Raw genomic sequence first — 19,676 nt, 5'->3', positions numbered from 1 at the left:
CTAGAGAAATAATTATAAAACATAATATATTACTTATAACTTTACGAAGAATATTATAAGTTAATTAGCTGATAACTATTAACTTATTTATTTTGTGATATAATTTTGCATTAGAAACCAAACAATGGACCACTATGGCAGTTGCCAAACAATTTCTCAAAAGTAAGCCTGTTTGTAAAGTAACGTTTGAGTTGCCGGCGGATGCCGTCAACGGTGCCAAGACGGTCGCCCTGGCCGGTGAGTTCAACAACTGGGACGCCACAGCTCAGGTGCTGAAAAAGCAAAAAGATGGTTCGTATAAGACGACGGTTGAGTTGCCAGTTGGCAACGAGTATCAATACCGTTACATTCTCGATGGCGCGACTTGGGTAAATGACTCGGCTGCCGACAAATACGTAGCAAGCGGAGTTTCTGACGCTCAGAATTCGGTGGTTGTATTGTAATAGCGAAAGATAAAAGTGACGGGGCGGCCGAGAGAGTATTCTCCCGGCCGCCCCGTCACTTTTATCTCAATTAAACCGTAAAGCTGTCCGATTCGAGGTACGCTTTCACTAGCGCCATTTCGCCTTCCTTGCCGGGCATTGATTTGCCGTGCTCCATCCCGAACACAAACTCCTTGTTCTCGGCTTTGGCTTTTTTGTAAATGTGCTTGAACACATTCTTGTAATTGATCTCCCCCGTGGTTGGTTCGTTCCGTCCGGGGTTGTCGCCGATCTGGAAATAAGCAATTTCGTTCCAGGCCCAGTCAATATGCGGAATAATGTGCCCTTCGTTTTTCTGCATGTGATAGATATCGAACAGAATCTTGCACGACGGGCTGTTGACGCCCCGGCAGATTTCGTAGGTCTGATCGGAGGTGCGCAGAAACAGGTTCGGCGTATCGCTTAACGGCTCCAGTACCATCGTCAAACCTGCAGGTGCCAGAATATCGGCGCCCCGACGCAGAGCATCGATTACGTTTCCGGTCTGGATACCAATCGGCAGATTCCGCTGAAAATCGCCGGGGACGACCGTGGTCCATTTAGCGTTACACCGTTTTGCCGTTTCTACGGCCCGCCGGCATCCATTCAGAAAAATGTCTATGAATTCGGGTTTTCCGGCAGCCAGCGCGTTCTGCGAGTTTCCACCTTTATCGAGTACGAACACGCCCATCGTCATTCCCAGCCGATCCAGTTCCCTGCCCATTTTTTCCTGCAGAGCCGGTTCACGTCCCATCATGCCGTTGTCTTCCAGGGCCATAAAGCCCAAGTCGGCCATGTATTTGATCTGATCAATCGGATCTTTACCGGCGCTGTTTTCAAACATGCCGATATGAGGGGCATATTTGAGCTTGAACGTATTCTTAGCCAGAAGATTGGGCTGCGAGTGCCAGTTGTTGGCCATTGCTTCACCCGAGATAGCGGCTCCGGCTACACCGAGAGTCGATTTGACAAAATTGCGTCGTTGCATAGGGAATTGTGGAGCGTCCGGACCTAAGAGTATTGTCCCTGCGGTCCAGACAATTTTTATTTCTTTTTCAAACTTGCTAAGTATTCAACCAGGTCAACCAGCTCCTGCGTACTCATGGCATCCTGGAGACCCGATGGCATCATGGACGAATCCAGTTTCTTCATCGAGACTACATCAGCCATTTTATAGTTCTGCACGACACCACCGGGGAATTTCATTTGCAGATCGGTTTCTGTCTTGCTCGAAACGATACCCGACATGGTGCTGCCATCCTTGAATTTCACCTCCCAGCCCTCAAAACCGAAACTGATACCGGCGTCAGGATGCAGAATAGCCAGATACTGCCCTTCTTTCGGCAGCTTGGAACCAATCTCCGACAGTTTCGGGCCGAAGTCCATACCTTCACCGTTGACCTGGTGGCAAATGGTGCAGTTCGTTTTAAAGACGTTGACGCCTTTTGTCGCGTCGCCGTTCATGGCCAACAACTCGTTCATAGCCGGGAGCTTTTTGCTGCTGGTAGCGGTTCCTGCGTCCAGGTAGGTCGCAGCTTCCTGACGAATCTTTTTCCGCCACGCTCCGCTAACACCCTGCACGGCGGGCGCCTTGTATTCGCCCTTGATCTCACCCGACTTAAGCAGCGCCAGTACGATCTCCTCACCCTCGTAGCTGCCACCTAGTGAGCGAACAGCCTCCCGACGAACAGCCACCGGCCGTTTTTCATCTAAAGCGACATTCTTCAGGATTTCCAGCGATTCTTTGTTGCCCACCCGACGTAAAGCGGTCAGCATGTTCAGCGTAGCATCGGTATCATTGCCATTAATGACGTCCCAAACCAGCGGGCTACCGTTCTGCTTCAGCAGTTGTCGGGCGGCATCCCGGCCGATTACGTCCGAGGCTTTCGCCATGGCCATCTGCTTCAGGCGGGCGTTTTCGGAAGTCGGCTCATAGCGCGTAACCAGCTCAATGTACTCCTTAGTGCCGTATATGTCATCCATGAGTTTGGTTAACGCACTGGAGGCCACAGACGAGGTTTTCACAAAGTCAGGATCCAGGTGGCGCAGGGCCAGCTTGGTTACGTCGGTAGAGCCGCTGTTTGCCTGCAGAATTCCTAACAGGGCGTTTGATTTTTCTACGGCACCGGGGTTAAAGTCGAACGCCCGGAAGTACCGCAGCCGCTGGTTCAGATCGGTGCCGGCATCACCCGCCAGTTTAGCAAGCATGGGCACAGATTCCCTCGTGCGAGCGCGCCAGACAATATCCTGACCACCGGCGTTAGCCAGCGGATCGCCGTTGAGTTGCTTCACCCAAGCGGTGTAATAGCTATCCCAGTTGCCATCGGCACCAATACCGAGTGCTTCCAGATACCAGCGATCGTTGCCATCGTGTTTGTTAGCCAACTGTGCCCAAAGTGACGGTGCCTCAGCGGACTTGCTCAAACGTAAAGCGATGGCGCACTCCCGACGAACATGGGCATCCGAATCGTTGACCAGTTGTTTTACGGCCGAAATGGTTTGGTCGCTGCCAAGCTGGCGGGCCGCCCGAAGCGCGGTAATCCGCAGATCAGGATTATTGCTTTTCAAAGCCGTCTCCACGTATTTCTGACCTTTGTCCAGTTTGCTCAGCAGCCACAGGGCACGAGCCTGCATCCGTGGATCAGCACTGCTTTTATACATCTTTGCCAGCGCTTTCTCGGCTTTTCCACCCATCTCGTGCAGCTTCTGCCAGCCCGCATACCGTATTGCCATGTTCGGACTTTGCAGCGCTTCAATCGCACCGTCAGTAGTGGTTACGTCAACCTTCGGCATTTTATAGGGTGAGTTGGGCGGGGCCACACGATACACCCGGCCCCGGTTCTGATCGCCTGCCTGGTGACCACCTACACCGGGGTCGTACCAGTCGGCAATAATCAGCGAACCATCCGGCGCTATGCAGATATCGGCGGGGCGGAACCACTGGTCCCGTGCACCTTCCAGAACATTCACAATCCTGGCCGTATAGCCCGCACCCTCTTTCTGCACCGGATACGACCGGACTACGTTCGGACCTGCATCGCAGTGGATGACCTGATTCTGGAACTGCTGAGGCAGGAGTTTTCCTTCGTAAACGATGATACCCGTTGGCGAACCGGCCCCGGTCTGAAGCAGGTTCGGCACAACGCCGGGGTCGTTCAGGTGCCAGTGACGCCGGGGCGTTTCGGGTTCAATATTTTCGCGGTTGGCCTGCCAGCCTGCACCGGTCATCTCGTCGGTATAGCCGTAGTTGCCGTACTCCATAACGTAATTAATCCGCACGCCTTTGTTGCCATCGTCATCATTGTCCGACTGCCAGAGCGTACCATAGGAGTCAACGGCAACTTCGTAGTTGTTCCGGAAGTTCTGGCCCAGCAACTCTACGTTTTTACCGTCGGGGTCGCAGCGGAACACCATACCCTGTTTAAAATTAGTCCGGTCGATGGTTTTGCCGGTCGCAATATCCACCACCGGTTTTCCGTCCTTGTCCAATAGCTGGCGGCCTTCGTTACCGAAGTTAAAATACCATTTGCCGTCCGGGCCGAACACGAACGTATGCATGCCGTGATCGTGCTGTTCGCCCCCAATTCCACTAAACAGTAATTCTTTTTTATCGGCCTTGTCATCGCCGTTCTCGTCGGTCAGCACCCAGACGTTCGGGCTATCGGAGACGATTACTTTATTGCCCTGCACCCAGATACCGAGGGGCGATTCGATGTCCTGTCCCTGGTAAAAAACCTTCGTAACGTCGGCTTTACCGTCGCCGTTCTGGTCTTCCAGAATCACAATCCGGTCGCCTTCCTTACGTGTCGGGTTACCGTTGACGGCCGGGCGGTAGTTGTAAGCTTCGCAGACCCACACGCGCCCTTTGGCATCTACGTCAATGTTGGTCGGATTCGTCAGCATTGGCTCAGCCGCGAACAGCGTGGCTTCCAGTCCCGGCGCGACGTTCAGACTACCCACGGCATATTTTGGGTCGTGCTTATCGTCGTCGCTAAGCTGGGCAAACAGGCTCGTCAGGTAACGGCTGGAGGCTGCGTTCAGGTTTCGGTTCTGGTAGGCACCAATGAAGGCCCCACTCACCAGCAAGCCAGCCGCTGAGAGCGTTAGCGCTCGCCGGGAACGTATAAAGTTTGGTAGCCGAAAAGAAGTCATAAGGAACAGTTGAAAGAGCAATGGATTGTATTATAACCCGTAAATATAGTGATAAAGAAAGTCTTTATTTCAGAATCTGGAAATCAATTTCACCCGAACAGTCGTAAGAAACCATCCATCATCAAACCCTAGGAAGGCTGCTTTCTACTCTTTTTACCACCTATCTCGCTGCTTAGCACGTAAATTCTTTTCAGATTCATAATTTACGCCATCAGACAAAACGAATCGCCTAAGCCAATAAACAACCCGGCCCGACAGGGACTACCTACCGGGCCGGATTATGTTAGAGTTATTTCGGATTAACGGAAGAAAAACCCACTCGGGGCAATTTCGGCCCGCACCGAATCAACCAGCGCACCACTGGGCAAATAGCGGAGAACGTAACCCGCCTGCTTATAGGAGGGCGTCACGCCGGCATAAATCAATCCGCGTGGGTCGCTGGAATCAACGCCCAGACCACTGAACAGGCGCGGAATAAAGGGCGTTGTAGCCGGAATACTGGTGTCGTTGATTGAAAAGCGGTACGTCTCGCCTTTTTCTTTGTAGTTATCCGCCGGGTCGTAGAAGGAGTTCACAAAATAGAAGAACTGCTTGTCGGCGCTCAGCACAATCGAGCCGGGCGATTTGCTGCCACTGCCTACCTTCAGCCGGACTTCGGCAAACTTAGTGTTCGGGTTTATCCGCACCATTTCTTTCGTTGAAGAAGCATACGCCCATAGTTTTCCGTTGCCGTCGAAGGCAATCGGATTGGGATTAACCCCGATATCGAGACCGGGCTGCTGCACTTCATCCGTTTCGGTGTTGATAACCGTCAGAACGCGGTCGCCACCGGCGCTCCCGACGAAGGCTTCCTTCCCGACTACAACCATCCGTTCGGCTCCCTTAGTTACCGGAATCTTCTTCGCGATGGTTCTCGAGGCCAGATTCAGAACCAGTACATACCCAGGATTGGCGAAGAAATTAGTTCCGCTCCCGGTTGCGCCCCAGCAGCTGATATACGCCTTGTTCGGGCCGGCATACACGACGTAACGAGGATTCTCGACGTCGGGAGCTTTAAACGTAACCAGCGACTTGAACGTCCCGGCTTCGACTACCTCAATCTTATCCTGACCGGCCGTGCTGTTGTCAACCAGAATTACGCCCTTGCCGTCGATTTCGGTGTAGTCGCGTACGCCACCCGTCAGCGTACGGGTGTTGGCTGCGTTGAAAATGTCCGTTACCGGGGTGGTTGAGTTGCGCGGGAGGAACGAAATGGAACCGTTGTTGTCGGTAAAATTACCAGCGTTTAAGATATACGCCCCCGACTCATAGGGCGAAGGCTGGGGGTCTGGCGTTTGACAATTCCACGCGCTCAGGGCCACTAACCCAAGGAGGATGCTCTTCTTCAATTGGTTGTTCATGGAGTACTGGGAAATAAATTGAGTAATAAGTTAATTGCTATATTCCGACCGGGCAAGGCATTTCGTTTTACGCTGAACGCCAGCGCGTCGAATACGTTGTTGACCTGCCCCTGCACCCGCCCCGCCACCGGCCCAACCCGGACGGTATGCTCCAGCAAAACATTAGTTAGCGTGACGCCCCGGAAAAACTGACTTTCGTCAAACGTAATGTACCGGCGCGACGTTGCCTGCGTCTGCACCGTCAGGCGCGTTCGGTGTTGCTGTAAAAAGATATTCAGCGTGCCCGTATGCAATGGTACGTAAGGCAGTTGCCGCCCAACAACGTCCTGCGCGTAGGTACTATAGGCACGCTCCTGCGAGGACTGGATAAAGGCATAGCCGCCCCGCAGCCCTGCCTGCCAGCGGGCCTGTGTGTACGTCAGGTTCGTACTTAGCTCAAGACCCTTCGAAACCACCAGTTGCAGGTTTTCGACCCGATAGCCGTAGTCCGGATTCCAGTATGACCAGTCGTCCACGCGGTTCTGATAGGCGGTTGCTTCTACAGTCAGACGGAGTGGTTCCGTTAACGTAGCGTTGGCCACCAGTCCGGCTTCCAGATTAAATCCCCGTTCGGGCCGCAGATTCGGATTCCCCAGCCCAAGCCAGTAGCGTTCGTTCAGGGTCGGGACACGGTAACTGCGGCCTACCGACCCTTTAGCTGTCAGCGCAAAGGAGCGGTGCTGAACAAGCCGGTACTCGGCACCGAGCGAAGGAGTCAGGGGTGGATTAAAGCGCGTTACAAATGCCTGCCGGACGTTAGCCGATACAAGCCAGCGGACCGTTTGAAACCGCAGCAGGGCGTACAGGTCCTCCCGGTTTTCGGTAATTAGCTGTCCGCCGTAGCCATCCGTTACGGTGCGGTAGTGCGACCATTCCCCCCCGATGCGCAGATTCAGCCGCAGACTTTCACGGGTGGGCAAGAGTACGAACTCCCGCTCGACGCGGTTGACAAACCGGTCCGTTCGGGTGTGGCTTGGCGCATCAAAATTGCCCTTGGCGTAATCGTATACATCCCGAATCCAGCCAAGTCGGACGGTCAGACGGTCGGCTTCATAGGTGCCCTGCAAACGCGCCGACTGAGTTCGGGTTCGTTCGCGGGCGATGGTATCGTCAGGCGCAACAACCAGATCATTGTCGGACAGCCAGGCATTAACCGACAGTTGCCGTCCGCTTCTGTGCCGAAAATAAAGGTCCTGAACCAGCCCGCGCTGCGCGGTTTCGGACTGTTCCAGAAAATAGTTGCGTCGTTCGGTATAAGGATAAACGTTGTTAAACTGGTTACGGTACGCAAACGTTTTTCCCGCTACCTGCCAAATCTGTCCTGGCGTGCTTGCATACCGGATGCCAGCCTGCGTCTGATGATTCTGAAAACTAGCGATCTGCTGGCCAAGCGTTGCTGAAAATCCCGGTTTCCAGACGGGACTACTGCCCAGCAGCACGCTCCCACCAACCGCGTCGGAACCCACGACGCTTGCCGAGGAGCCGTACTGCACGGCCAGTCGGTCGAAACCCGCCACGGGCAGGGTCGAAAAATCCGTTTGCCCCAGATTGGGCTGGTTAATATTGATACCATTCCAGAGGACTGCCGTGTGATTCGCCGACGTGCCGCGAAAGGAGACCGTTGCCAGTTGACCCGGACCGTAACTCTTGAACGCCAGCGGTGTGTTGAGCGCCAGCAGATCGGTCAGCATCCCAAACCGAAATTGAAGAAGGGTTGTCGAATCAACGCGCTGGAGCTTCTGCCCCGCCAGAAATCGTTCGGGCGCAATGGCCCGCACCGTCACTGCCGACAGCGGCACGGCGGTATCGGCCTGACAGACCAGTTCCCGGCCGCGTTCAGACGATAGGGCAGATGCCTCCGGAGGCCTCATCCCGGAGAGAATGAGAGCAGCCCAAACGGCTCCATGAAACCACCAGCGGGTTTTCTTCACTTGCTAAAACGGAAAAACAGACCTTAAGCCACCTGCTACGTATGGCACGCGGTCTGGACGTTTCCTCCGAACACCAGAACAGCGAATGGTCGTCGGCAGGTCTCCTGGCTCGTCTCGCCGGTTCGGGCCTTCCCACCTGTTGCTGGATATATCCGTTTTCAGGCAGTGGCTACGCAGATGGAACCGACTGATTATTGAGACTGACAGTTGCGGGGACAGCTTTGGCTTTGCACCAAATTCCCTTTTAAGCCGTGAAAGCCGCCACGAAGCAGCATCAGGCACCGAAAACTCGCGACAAAGGTAGCGGTATCGGCCAAACAAAAAAACAGCCCCGATTATCCGGGGCTGCAAGATTCATTAACGACAGGTCTGGCTTGCTACGATATGGCAGCCGCCGGTTGCGGTACTGGTTTCGGGCGTTTATACGCATCCATCTCGGATTTATCGCATGAAAACAGCCACCAGGCACCAAAGCGCAGGGCCAGGTGATAGAATAGAATGGGTAAGGTTAATCCCAGGACAATGCCAATGATAATCAGCGGTATGGGCTGATAAAAATGCAGCACCTTCGTGGCTACAATGCGCAGGCCCGATACGATGAAGATGTGAACCAGATAAATATAGAGGGAATGGTAGCCTATGAAGCGCATCCAGCGGGCAGCGCCCCACCGGCTGAGCAGATAACAAACCAGAATACTCATGGCTACGCCCCCGAGCGTGATTGCCAGATAAACCATGTTATTGACATTGTCTCGGCCCGTGGTGTGCCAGTACCACTGCGAAGCCACAAACACCGGTAGCAGAGCCAGGGTCCAGGCTTTGGCATTGATCCGACCAAGCAAATCGCGCTTCAGCATCTCATCGGTCAGTACATAGCCAACCGCCGTGAAGACGTAGAAATACATCAGGTAATACGGAGCACTGTAGTCCTGTACCATCGGCGCGAAATACCGCATCACCAGTCCCAGCGCCACCTGCCACAGCCCCCGAATCCTGAGAAAGTGGAAAGTCAGGGCAAACATAACAGCTACGCTCACAAGCGCGTAGAGATACCAGAACTGGTCTACTTCGTGGGGATTATAGAACAGATACAGATAATACGTCCAGTCGCGTTTGGTGTTGGTCTGTCCCGACAGCAGAATCTGGGTAGTCAGTTGCAGTGCGCCCCACAAAAAATACGGGTAAAGTAAGGTTGCGAACCGATTCCAGACAAACCCTTTATAGCCCCGCTTGGCGATACTGCTCTGGATAAACATGCCTGACACCAGAAAGAATACCGCCATGCGGTGATTATAGAGCTGCGGAACATACAGGATAGCGGGTGCCACCCCACCCACCGCTTTTGCCACGCCGGTGGCCGTGTGGCCATACACAACGACCATGATCGAAACAGCGCGGGCATAATCGATCCAGGTCAGACGGGTATTACTGGCGAAGAAACCCGTATAGATCGTTCTGAGCCAGGTAAAGTAGGATTCCTGTCGTTTAGTTTCGGCGGGTAAAACTGGTGCCATTAGTTACGGACGGTTAAAAACTGTACAAGCTATCATTGTTTACGCATATAGCAGGCCCTTATTAATTAAACGGCAGATTGAGGTCTAAAAAAGGCCAGACTTTTTATAATCGTCTGGCCTTTAGTCATTTGTTAATAGGATCGACTCAGGTGTCGCCGGGGAGTTAAAACCCATCCGCCTTAATTTCCTTCTCAGTAATCGTCCCGTATTTCTTTACCTTATCCCGAATGGTTTCTGCTTTACCGATCAGAACGAACTGCAGATTATTTTTCGGGAAATACTGATCGATAATCTGGCGGGTTCTAGCCACCGTCAGTCCATCCACGTTTTTCTGGAAGTTGTTGATGAACGATTCATCGAAACCCAGGCTGAACATATCCGTCAGCAGACTGGCCAGCTCACTCGCCGACTCGTACCGGGGCGGGAAATCGGCTTTGACGTAATTCTTGGCCGATGTCAGCGTTTTTTCGTCAATACCCGTACGGTGCAGACTGTCGAGTACCTGCAGGGCCATGTCAATTGCCTCCGTGGTGGTGCTCACTTTGGTAAATGTCGAGATAGCGAACGTACCGCTGTTCCGGTAGGTACCAAACCGGCTCCCGGCTCCGTACGTCAGGCCCGAGTTAACCCGCAGCGCGTCATTGAGCCAGGATGTAAACCGTCCGCCCAGAATCGTGTTGACCACCGTGACCGGAATAAAATCGGGGTTGTTCTGCGTAATGCCCTTGCCACCGATCAGGAACGTTGTTTCGCGGGCGTCATCTTTGTTGATCAGCAGCACCCGGTTGCCCGAGAAGGCGAACGTAGGGTCAGTTAGCCTGGGCGAGGTCGCAGCTGGCGTTTTCCAGCCCCCCAGCAGGCTGGTAATCCGCTTTTTCATGTCGGCCGTGTTGAAGTCGCCCACAATAGCGATGGCTGACCGGTCGGCGGTAAAGTTTTTCTGATAAAACTGCCGGGCGTCGCTGGCCGAGATAGCCGACACCGCCGTTGGTGTACCCGTTACGGGGTTGGCATACGGATGCCCTTCGAACACAAACCGGTTGAAATACGAGTTCACCACGGCCCGCGGGCTTTCTTTCTGCATCGTAAGCTGAAGCAGCTGCCGCTGCTTATACTTATCAAATTCCGCCTGATCGAACGTCGGCCGGGTAATTACGTCCTGAATAATATCGAACAGCAGGTCCTGATCCTTCACGGCGAACGAAGCCGAGAGCTTGGCGACTTCCTTTCCCGCATATGTATCAATGCTGGCCCCGACGTACTCGGTTTTTTCCTCCAGCTGCGCTTTTGGGTATTTGGCACTGCCAAACAGCAGGGCATCGGCCGTCATATTGGCCAGACCGTAACGGTTACCATCCTGCACCGCCCCGGCATCGAAAACCGCTGAGACATTAATAAGCGGCACCTCGTGCTGCTCCATGAGGTAAACGGTCAGGCCATTTTTGAGCTTGAATTTCTGATAGGGCGGCACCTTGAAGGTCTGCGCCGATGCCAGGCCCGTCAGAAACAGGGCCGTAATGAGAGTCAGTATTGTTTTCATGCCGATTAGTTGGTCGTTCCCGTTTTCTTTGGCTCCGGCAGCAGGTAGCCAACGGTACGATTGCGGGCGGTGAGGTAGGTTCTGGCTACACGTTGTACGTCTTCTTTCGTTACTTTCTCGTACAGCGATGGGGCTTCGTATAGTTTCTTGTAATCGCCGAAAAACAGCTCATAGGTACCCAGTGAGTTGGCTTTTCCGTTAATTGTTTCCATCGTCCGGTAGAACTCCATGAGCTTCTGGTTCTTTAGTTTCTGAAGTTCCGTATCCGTAATGCCTTCGTTGATGACCTTGTCGATCTGATTCAGGACCGATTGCTCCAGTTTTTCGGCCGATATGTCACTGGCGGCAATCGCATAAACCGAAAACAGGCTTGGGTCGAACGACTGATCCATGTTCGTAAACACCCGCGACGCGATTGTCGAATCGAGTACCAGTGATTTAACCAGCCGCGACGAGTTACCTGAACTCAGCACCCCACTGAGCAGATCGAGGGCGTAATAGTCCGGATGGCGGGTAGCGGGCGTATGATAGGCCATCAGGATGTTCGGCGTTGCGATGTCCTTATAAGTCGTGGCCCGGCGTTCCCCATTCTGAGGAGGCTCTACGGTACGGAGGCTATCGGGCAGTTTCTGCGCCGGAATTGGCTCAAGGTATTGCTCGGCCAGTTTTTTTACCTGCGCGGCCGTTACGTCGCCAACGACCACCGCCACGGCGTTGTTGGGCGAATAGTAGGTCTTAAAATATTTCTCCAGATCGGCCTGCGTCCATTTCTTAATGTCGGATTCGAAGCCAATGACCGGAAACATATACGGATGCTCGACAAACGCGACCGACTGCACCAGCTCGTTAATGACGCGGTAGTTGCTGTTTTCCAGACCGGTGCTGCGTTCCGACAGCACCACGCCCCGCTCGCTCTCTACCATCTTTGGATCAATCGCCAGGTCCCGGATGCGGTCGGCTTCGAGGTCGAAAATTGTTTCCAGGGCTCCGCTCTGAAACCAGTCCGTATACACCGTCGTGTTTTCGGTCGTGTAGGCGTTGTTGGAACCGCCGTTGGCCTCCATTACGCGGTCGAACTGCTTAGGGCCGTATTTCTTGGCTCCGTTGAACATCATGTGCTCAAAAAAGTGCGACAGGCCCGTAATGCCGTGCACCTCGTTGCGCGAACCAACTTTCCAGAAGGAATAGAAATTGGCGTTAGGGATGGAATGGTCTTCAAGGACCATAAACTTCATGCCGTTTTTGAGCGTGAACGTCTGCACGTCCTCCGGTTTAGGCTTGTTCTGAGCCAGAACAACGCTACCTGTCGAGAACAGCAGCCCGACCAGCAGCCCGATTCGTTTAGTCATGTGAATGAATTGATTGAGAGAAAAGCTAAAAATACGCCTGATAAAGCGGATTACAAAAAGCCGTTTCTTTGCGTTCCGGTTGAAATAACTCATTGCTCATGAATCAATCTCTCTGGTCGCTGAGCGGCCAACGCGCCCTCGTTACGGGTGGAACCAAAGGTATCGGCGAGGCTATCGTCCGGCAGTTTCTGGACCTCGGCGCGGCCGTATTTATCATTGCCCGCGACAATGACCTTTTGCAGCAGCAACTTACCGACTACCGGCAACAGGGCCATACTGTCGATGGTCTGGCAGCGGATGTCAGTCAGCCAGGCGTGGCCGCGCAGGTCATTGAAGCGCTTCAGACGAGCTGGAACACGCTGGACATTCTGGTGAACAATGCCGGGACAAACATCCGTAAGCCAACCGCTGAATACAGCCCTGCCGAGTATGATCACGTTCTGAACACCAACCAGCGCTCGGCTTACGAACTGACCCAGGCAGCCTATCCGCTGCTGAAAGCCTCCGGCAACGCAAAGGTCATCATGGTTTCGTCGGTATCGGGGCTGACGCATACCAGCAGTGGATCGCTTTACGGTATGAGTAAAGCCGCCCTGCTTCAGCTCACCCGCAATCTGGCCGTGGAGTGGGCCGCTGATGGCATCCGGGTCAACGCCGTTGCGCCCTGGTATATCCGCACGCCTTTGGCCAGCCCGGTGCTGACAAACCCCGAAAAGCTGGGTGGTATCCTGAAACGGACGCCCATGAACCGCGTTGGAGAACCCGAAGAAGTGGCCTCAGTGGTATCCTTTCTGAGTATGCCCGCTTCGGGTTACGTTACCGGACAGACCATCGCGGTCGATGGCGGACTACTGGCCTGGGGGTATTGACCTTAGCAGGAGCGCGATTTAATCAGTGGATTTTGCCGTAGGTCATCTCCCCCGCTTCAATGGCGACAGAGAGCACGTTGGCTTTCGGCGGAATGGGACAGGAGTACCCGTCGCTGTACGCGCAGTAAGGATTATAGGCTTTGTTGAAATCGAGCACTAAGCGGCCGTTTTTTATGTCGCCGGTGCGGAAGTCCAGGTAACGTCCTCCACCGTAGGTCGACTGCCCCGACGTAACGTCTTTAAAGGGTAAAAACAGATAGTTCCGGTACTGCGGCAGTCGAGCCAGATTCAGGCTCCGGTACACGACCAGTTGCTGTGGTTTGCCCTTAAGCTGAAACGACAGCACCGCATACTGCACATTCGGACTGGTTTTTCCGCTGTAGGTTGGCATGTCAAACGGCTCGGCATCGGGCGTTAACTGTACCGTGGCCGTAACCCGATAAGCCGAGTCGGGCGCAAAGAACCGCAGATACGACAAAGCTTCCGCCGATTTCAGCGGGCTGTTCGGCGTAATCAGGAATTCGTTTCGATACGTCTCCCGATGCCGGGCAATCTGGTCAGCGAACGGCGTCTGGGCAGCTGTTGTGCTTGCCAGCAAGAACGTTAGCAGAACGGGCAGAATCTCTTTCATGGCTGGAGGAGCGGGATGGGTGTCGGCTCGAACCAGCGGCCCCCTGGCAATGTTTACTAAATACGAAACAACTACATCCAACCTATAAACGCAACAACGTTATGAGCCAGACCAAAGAATCTTTTCATGATATTATTCACGGCGATAAGCCCGTACTGGTAGATTTCTACGCCGACTGGTGCGGCCCCTGCAAGCAGCAGGCTCCCATTCTGAAACAACTGACCGACCGCGTTGGCGAGAAAGTCCGCGTTGTTAAGGTCAACGTTGATAAAAGTCAGAAAGCGGCCATGCAATATCAGATTCGAAGTATTCCGACCATGATCCTGTTCAAAGGCGGTAAGATTGTCTGGCGCCAGTCGGGCGTTCAGCCGTTGCACACGCTGGAAGGTCTGGTGAAACAGTATGGCGGGTAAGTCTGACGCCCGTCAGTTGCTTTCAGCTTTTGTAAAGAAGAAAGGCTAATGAGCCCGGAAGAACTCAGGCTTAGGTATGCAGCCGGAAGTAGCAGGTAAAAAACGGCTGATTTACCTCTACTTCCCGGCAAACGCCGTCTACGTAGCGGTAATAATTTTTTCGGCCATCGGGCATAGTCAGCTCATAGGTATGCGCACCTACGGGCCGCAGGTGACAGAATTGACCGTGCCGCTCCGAGAATAACTCCCGAATCTGATACGGCTCGTGGTAGTATAAACGGGCTGTGCTATAGGTTACCCGACGGTCGGTTAGCCGCGATCGGGCATCGTTGATGCGGATATGATAGCTGTTACCATCCCAGTTAACCGACGAGTTATGGCGTGTTCGTCCGTTAAGCTGTTCAACGGACGACGCTTCGGTCATTAAACTTCCCCGGTAGATGCTGGTAAATTGCGTAATCATCCGTTTTTCCCCTAACAGATTCATAGTCACCGATCCATCGACCTGATATTGAACGCCGGTGGCTGTAGTTGTTGAGTTAACGCGTAACTGACCAACGTTTGCGTTATTAACAACTACATCATAGGTCAGCGGCTGCGCCGACGGAGCGCAGAAGAAGAGATTCAGGAGGCATATGCCCGTTAATTGAATGAGCAGCATAATGTCTGAAAGTAACTTGTTGTTTCGTTCGTTAATAGGACAGCTCGTCAGGCTCTCACCCCTATACCAACCCGGAAAATCGCTTGAAATCTGCCGGCTGGTTTTCTGTACAGTTCCGATTGGTTAGGAAAGCATTCATCAGCATCCGGCCGAAAAAAGGATTTCCGAACTACTAATCTCACCCCAATTTCAGAAAAATAAAAATCAAACTATAATTTATTTAAAAAGTGCATAGGGGTCTACCGAAGAATAGGTGTCTTATCACCAGCTAAATGTATGTTCTGTGAAAATGATAGTTTTACCCTATCCTATCATCCATCCACCCAAGTCAGTGCAACCAGCTGAACAGGACGTACTTTCGGCCATCCGACAAGGCAACGAGCAAGCGTTTGAAGCTGTTTTCCGGCAGCATTACGCTTCCTTGTGCCGTTACGCCCGCCAGTTTCTGCCCGACGCCGACGAGGCCGAAGAAGAAGTACAGATCATGTTTCTGGCACTCTGGGAAAAACGCGACGGTCTATTTATTACAACTTCGTTGAAGTCCTATCTGTTTCGGGCCGTGCATAATCGCTGCCTGAACCGGATCAAGCACCTGGCGGTTCGCGACGAACACCGAGAGCACACGCTCTACGCTGGTGAGACGACCGCCGAGTCACCAATCCACACACTGCTGGGCGATGAGCTGGCTGACCGGCTGCAGGCGGCTATTCAAAAACTGCCCGAACAGTGCCGACTGGCGTTTACGTTAAGCCGGTTTGAGGAGCTGAAATACGGAGAGATTGCCGATCAATTGGGCATTTCCATTAAAACAGTGGAAAATCAGATCGGTAAAGCCCTTCGTTTATTACGAACAGAATTGAGCGACTACCTACCTATACTTTTCATTTGGCTGCTAAACCAGCCCTGAGCCATGGCAGACCAACAACCCATAGACGACGCCTTGCTGGCCAAGTTTCTGGCGGGCGAAACCGACCCGGACGAGTCGGCGCGGGTACAGCAGTGGCTCGACGGCGACAGCTCAGTTGCGTCAACGACCAGTCCTGACGATTTTGTTCGCTTTGAACGCATCTGGCAAACGGCAACGCCCGCCGATCAATCGTCGATTAATACCGATGCGGCCTGGAAAGCCGTTCACCAGAAAATGCGCGGGCTATCAGGTTCGCCCGGATCGCAGCCGGAGCCAACAATCAAACCATTGCCGGTTCAGATCGACGCGCTGCCAGCCCAACACCGATCAATCTGGTCCCGGCCAATCTGGCGTATCGCAGCCGTGCTGCTGCTGGCGCTAGGTGCCGGCTGGCTGGCTCTTCGCTTCCGGGGGCAGCAGCCACCGCCCGGCGAGCAAACGTTTCTGACGCTGACCACAACCACGCAATCTCTGAACAAAACCCTCTCCGATGGCACTAAAATTCTCCTGAATCGACACTCAACCCTGCACTACCCAGCCACGTTTGCCGACGACCATCGCGACGTTACGCTGACGGGCGAAGCCTTCTTCGACGTTTCGCCCGATGCTACGCGGCCATTCCGCATTCAGGCCCGGGAGACCACCGTGCAGGTATTAGGAACGTCGTTCAATGTCCGGGCTTACGACGCGAACGTCAGCGTGGCTGTTCGTACGGGTAAGGTTCGGTTTGCCGGTGGCCGCAAAGCCGTTGTTCTTACGCCTAATCAGCAGGCAACCTTCGTGGCCGGGGCTGATACGCTTCGCCAGATTCTCCAGGTTTCTCCAAATGTGTTCGCGTATAAAACCCGTCAGCTGGTGTTCGATAAAGAGCCGTTACGTAACGTTGTGCAAACGATCAATACCGTTTATCAGGCCGACGTGCGGCTGGGTAGCGCCCGGCTGGGGAACTGCCTTCTGAGCACTCGTTTCGACAAATTGCCGCTGGATGACGTCATCGCCATTACGGCCGAAACGCTGCAGTTACGCGTTAGGCGAGTCGGTCAGCAGGTGGTTTTAGAAGGCGATGGCTGCCAGTAGATAGGGGCTAACACCCGGTTGGCTGTCTTGCTTTAAAATTTCCTGTCAATGGCCCCGATACGTTCTTCTATCTTTCTCTTTCTCCTGCTCTTGAGCACCCGGCTGCTGGCGCAGACGACGCCCCCGCTTGAGCGGCTCATCTCGGTCGATATTCGGAACGAGCGGGTTGAAAATGCGCTCAGGCAGATCAGCCGCGCCGGGCGTCTGGAATTTTCCTACGACCCAACCCGCCTTGACCCGGCTACGCTCGTTACGGTCCGGCTGACCAACGCGCCGGTTCGGCAGGTGCTCAACCAGCTGTTTGCCCGCAGCATGACGTATAAATCGCGGGGAAACTATATCATTCTGCTCCGCGCCGACCCGCCCGAAACGGCACCCAAACAGCTTTTGCTGGATGGCTATATTTTCGACGAGCAAACCGGCGAACGCATTGCGCAGGCCAGTATTTTCGAGAAAACAACCCTGGCCTCTACCGTCAGTAACCCATTTGGGTATTACCGCATTCGACTGCCGAGTAATCTGCCAACGATTCGGCTCGATGTGCGGAAGCAGTCGTATCTAGGCGAAACCGTTACGGTTCGGGCCAGATTCAATCACTCGGTCAACATTCGCCTGACGCCCCAGCCACCCAGCACACCCCTACAGGCGCTACCGATACGGACCAGCGAAGACACAACCCGCCCCGCTATACCCCCCATTACCCCGCCGGTTGTCTTACCAACTCTGGTCGCAGCCATCGACTCGACGCCCCGGCACCCTCCGATGTCGGCACTTGACCGCGGGCGCATGGGCCTCATGCAGCTGTTTGTATCGGCGCAGCAGGCGATCCACGACATCAACCTGAGCCGCGATACGCTCTACCGCGACTGGCAGGTATCGCTGGTGCCGTACATCGGCACGAATCACCGATTGAGCGGACGTATTATCAACCGGCTTTCGTTTAACGTCTTTGTGGGCTACTCACTTGGCGTGCGTGCCTTCGAAGCTGGTGGCCTGCTCAACCTTGTTCGGAATGATGTGCAGGGCGTTCAGGTAGCGGGACTTGGTAACCTTGTGGGCGGGCAGGTGCATGGCGTGCAGGCGGGTGGACTGTTTAACCTCAACGGGGGCGATGTGCGCAGTACGCAGGCAGGTGGTTTGTTCAATATTAATCTACAACAGGCACAGGGCGTACAAATCGGCGGTTTGTTCAATCTGACGCTGGGCGATATGTCGCGTGGCGTGCAAATCGGTGGGCTGATAAATTATACTGGCCAGTCTATCAACGGCGTCCAACTGGCTGGGCTGTTTAATTTCGCCCGTCGCAACGTGCAGGGCTGGCAGATCAGCGGCCTGCTCAACCGGGCGGGGGCAATTTCGGGCGGAACGCAGATTGGTCTGATCAACATTGCCGAATCATCGGGCAGCGTTCCCATTGGCTTATTCAGCCACGTAAACAATGGCTTTCGGCGGATTGAGGTGGCCACCAATGAAGTTAACCGGCTGAATTTAACGTATCGCACGGGCGTCCGGCAGTTCTACAATATTTTCACGGCGGGCAGTAGTTTTAACCAGACAGATAATCCCTGGCTGAGCGTCGGCTACGGTTTAGGAACCGCATTCCGGCTGTCGCCAGGAACGCTGCTGAGTCTGGAGGCTACCGGGCATTATTTCCTTTACAGGACCCGAACGATCGACGACTGGAACCAGCAAATTCGGTTCAGCCCTCTGATTGAGACTAAACTCAGCCGGGGGCTGTTCCTCGCGTTCGGTCCATCGGCCAACTGGTTTTTTAGCACCGGCGGGACTACCCGGCCCCTGCTTCGGCCCGCTCTGCCCCTCTTCGACAATCGCACCACCGATTTTGGTAACGCCCGCCATTGGGGCTGGATAGGCTTTCAGGCCGGCCTGCGGTTCGGTACGCCTTAAAAACTGAAAATTTTCTTCTGACGCGTAGGGGTAAATGAAAAGGAGGCTGTCATGAAGCCAAATACAGCATATTCATTTAACCAGTAAACACCATGAAACGCAGCTTACGTTATCAGATTAGTTGTATTGCCTTCGTATTAATTAGTCTGGTCGCCTGCGGGCCCGAGGACATTGGCCCCTATCAGGCCGGCGAACAGACCTACGCCCTGAGCGGCTTTGACCGGCTCGACATGGGCAGTGCCTTTTCTATTACCGTCCAGTCCGGAGTTACTTTTAGTATCGTAGCTGAAGGCGATCAGCGCAATCTGGACGATCTGGATGTGTATACCCGCAGCGGAACGTTGTTTGCCCGGTACCGTAACTCGCGGAATCGCAAACATCGGACAGCCTTTCTCATTACCATGCCAACGCTACGGGGCGTTGCCTTTTCAGGAGCCAGCCAGTCGACGATTACAGGCTTTACAAACCTGCGTGAGCTGGACATTGAATTGTCAGGCGCATCCAAAGGGGAATTTACCGTACAGGCAGCACGAACGAACATCGGGTTGTCGGGTGCGTCGAACCTGCAGTTGAATGGAAACGGCTCGTCGCTGGCGGCCGATCTGTCGGGTGCATCGAAGCTGCAAGCCTTTACGTATCCGGTTGCCGAAGCGAACATTAACGTATCGGGGGCCAGCAAAGCCAGTGTCAGCGTAAACACAGCGCTGGTCGTCGATGCCAGCGGAGCCAGCACCGTGCGGTACCGGGGCACACCCACCGTGCGGCAGCACGTGAGCGGAGCCAGTAGCGTACAAAACGATTAATTGGCGAGAAATAAGCCTTTT

Annotated in this window: 16 protein-coding genes and 1 riboswitch; of the genes, 7 read left to right on the top strand and 9 right to left on the bottom strand. The window is 54.0% G+C overall.

The window, feature by feature from the left end; genetic code table 11:
• Positions 1-134: 134 nt before the first annotated feature.
• Positions 135-443: an isoamylase early set domain-containing protein gene (locus HNV11_RS03705; protein ID WP_171738379.1), complete on the top strand. Its 309-nt coding sequence runs from the start codon at positions 135-137 to the stop codon at positions 441-443.
• 70 nt (positions 444-513) lie between these two features.
• On the opposite strand, the gene HNV11_RS03700 is transcribed toward HNV11_RS03705, so the two are convergent.
• The 7 genes from HNV11_RS03700 to HNV11_RS03670 form a co-directional block, all read right to left on the bottom strand.
• Positions 514-1,449: a hydroxypyruvate isomerase family protein gene (locus tag HNV11_RS03700; protein ID WP_171738378.1), complete on the bottom strand. Its 936-nt coding sequence runs from the start codon at positions 1,447-1,449 to the stop codon at positions 514-516.
• 56 nt (positions 1,450-1,505) lie between these two features.
• Complete coding sequence (locus HNV11_RS03695) at positions 1,506-4,613, bottom strand: PVC-type heme-binding CxxCH protein (protein WP_171738377.1); 3,108 nt, start codon at positions 4,611-4,613, stop codon at positions 1,506-1,508.
• 299 nt (positions 4,614-4,912) lie between these two features.
• Complete coding sequence (locus tag HNV11_RS03690) at positions 4,913-6,013, bottom strand: DUF5074 domain-containing protein (RefSeq protein WP_171738376.1); 1,101 nt, start codon at positions 6,011-6,013, stop codon at positions 4,913-4,915.
• A complete protein-coding gene (locus HNV11_RS03685; protein WP_240163749.1) occupies positions 6,010-7,983 on the bottom strand; it encodes a TonB-dependent receptor plug domain-containing protein in 1,974 nt (657 codons plus the stop codon). The genes HNV11_RS03690 and HNV11_RS03685 overlap by 4 nt, the downstream gene beginning before the upstream one ends.
• A 77-nt stretch (positions 7,984-8,060) precedes the next feature.
• A riboswitch (cobalamin riboswitch) is annotated at positions 8,061-8,284 on the bottom strand.
• Between the two features lie 76 nt (positions 8,285-8,360).
• Positions 8,361-9,497 carry an acyltransferase family protein gene (locus HNV11_RS03680; RefSeq protein WP_171738375.1) on the bottom strand — a complete coding sequence of 379 codons (1,137 nt, stop codon included), beginning with the start codon at positions 9,495-9,497 and terminating at the stop codon, positions 8,361-8,363.
• A gap of 163 nt (positions 9,498-9,660) precedes the next feature.
• Positions 9,661-11,037 (bottom strand): M16 family metallopeptidase, encoded by a 1,377-nt coding sequence (locus tag HNV11_RS03675; RefSeq protein WP_171738374.1) that lies wholly within the window; start codon positions 11,035-11,037, stop codon positions 9,661-9,663.
• Positions 11,038-11,042: 5 nt separating this feature from the next.
• Complete coding sequence (locus HNV11_RS03670; RefSeq protein ID WP_171738373.1) at positions 11,043-12,386, bottom strand: M16 family metallopeptidase; 1,344 nt, start codon at positions 12,384-12,386, stop codon at positions 11,043-11,045.
• A gap of 98 nt (positions 12,387-12,484) precedes the next feature.
• Between HNV11_RS03670 and HNV11_RS03665 the strand changes: the two genes are divergently transcribed.
• Positions 12,485-13,255 carry an SDR family oxidoreductase gene (locus HNV11_RS03665; RefSeq protein ID WP_171738372.1) on the top strand — a complete coding sequence of 257 codons (771 nt, stop codon included), beginning with the start codon at positions 12,485-12,487 and terminating at the stop codon, positions 13,253-13,255.
• 22 nt (positions 13,256-13,277) lie between these two features.
• Here the strand turns inward: HNV11_RS03665 and HNV11_RS03660 are convergent, their stop codons facing one another.
• Positions 13,278-13,886 (bottom strand): DUF1684 domain-containing protein, encoded by a 609-nt coding sequence (locus HNV11_RS03660; protein WP_171738371.1) that lies wholly within the window; start codon positions 13,884-13,886, stop codon positions 13,278-13,280.
• A gap of 101 nt (positions 13,887-13,987) precedes the next feature.
• On the opposite strand from HNV11_RS03660, the gene trxA reads away from it, so the two are divergent.
• Positions 13,988-14,299 carry a thioredoxin gene (trxA, locus tag HNV11_RS03655; RefSeq protein ID WP_171738370.1) on the top strand — a complete coding sequence of 104 codons (312 nt, stop codon included), beginning with the start codon at positions 13,988-13,990 and terminating at the stop codon, positions 14,297-14,299.
• Positions 14,300-14,369: 70 nt separating this feature from the next.
• On the opposite strand, the gene HNV11_RS03650 is transcribed toward trxA, so the two are convergent.
• Positions 14,370-14,960, bottom strand: coding sequence for a DUF6134 family protein (locus tag HNV11_RS03650; RefSeq protein ID WP_171738369.1), 591 nt, complete (start codon positions 14,958-14,960; stop codon positions 14,370-14,372).
• 331 nt (positions 14,961-15,291) lie between these two features.
• Between HNV11_RS03650 and HNV11_RS03645 the strand changes: the two genes are divergently transcribed.
• From HNV11_RS03645 to HNV11_RS03630, 4 genes are all read left to right on the top strand, one after another.
• On the top strand, positions 15,292-15,867 hold the full coding sequence (locus tag HNV11_RS03645) for an RNA polymerase sigma-70 factor (protein WP_394353873.1): 576 nt from the start codon (positions 15,292-15,294) through the stop codon (positions 15,865-15,867).
• Positions 15,868-15,870: 3 nt separating this feature from the next.
• Positions 15,871-16,944: a FecR family protein gene (locus tag HNV11_RS03640; RefSeq protein ID WP_171738367.1), complete on the top strand. Its 1,074-nt coding sequence runs from the start codon at positions 15,871-15,873 to the stop codon at positions 16,942-16,944.
• A gap of 48 nt (positions 16,945-16,992) precedes the next feature.
• On the top strand, positions 16,993-18,852 hold the full coding sequence (locus HNV11_RS03635; protein WP_171738366.1) for an STN and carboxypeptidase regulatory-like domain-containing protein: 1,860 nt from the start codon (positions 16,993-16,995) through the stop codon (positions 18,850-18,852).
• 92 nt (positions 18,853-18,944) lie between these two features.
• A complete protein-coding gene (locus tag HNV11_RS03630; RefSeq protein ID WP_171738365.1) occupies positions 18,945-19,655 on the top strand; it encodes a head GIN domain-containing protein in 711 nt (236 codons plus the stop codon).
• The last annotated feature ends 21 nt before the right edge of the window (positions 19,656-19,676 follow it).

Origin of the sequence: Spirosoma taeanense (assembly GCF_013127955.1) — a bacterium.
Lineage (GTDB): Bacteria > Bacteroidota > Bacteroidia > Cytophagales > Spirosomataceae > Spirosoma > Spirosoma taeanense.
Note: the sequence above shows the minus strand (reverse complement) of the source record. Positions and strands in the feature narration are given on the sequence as shown.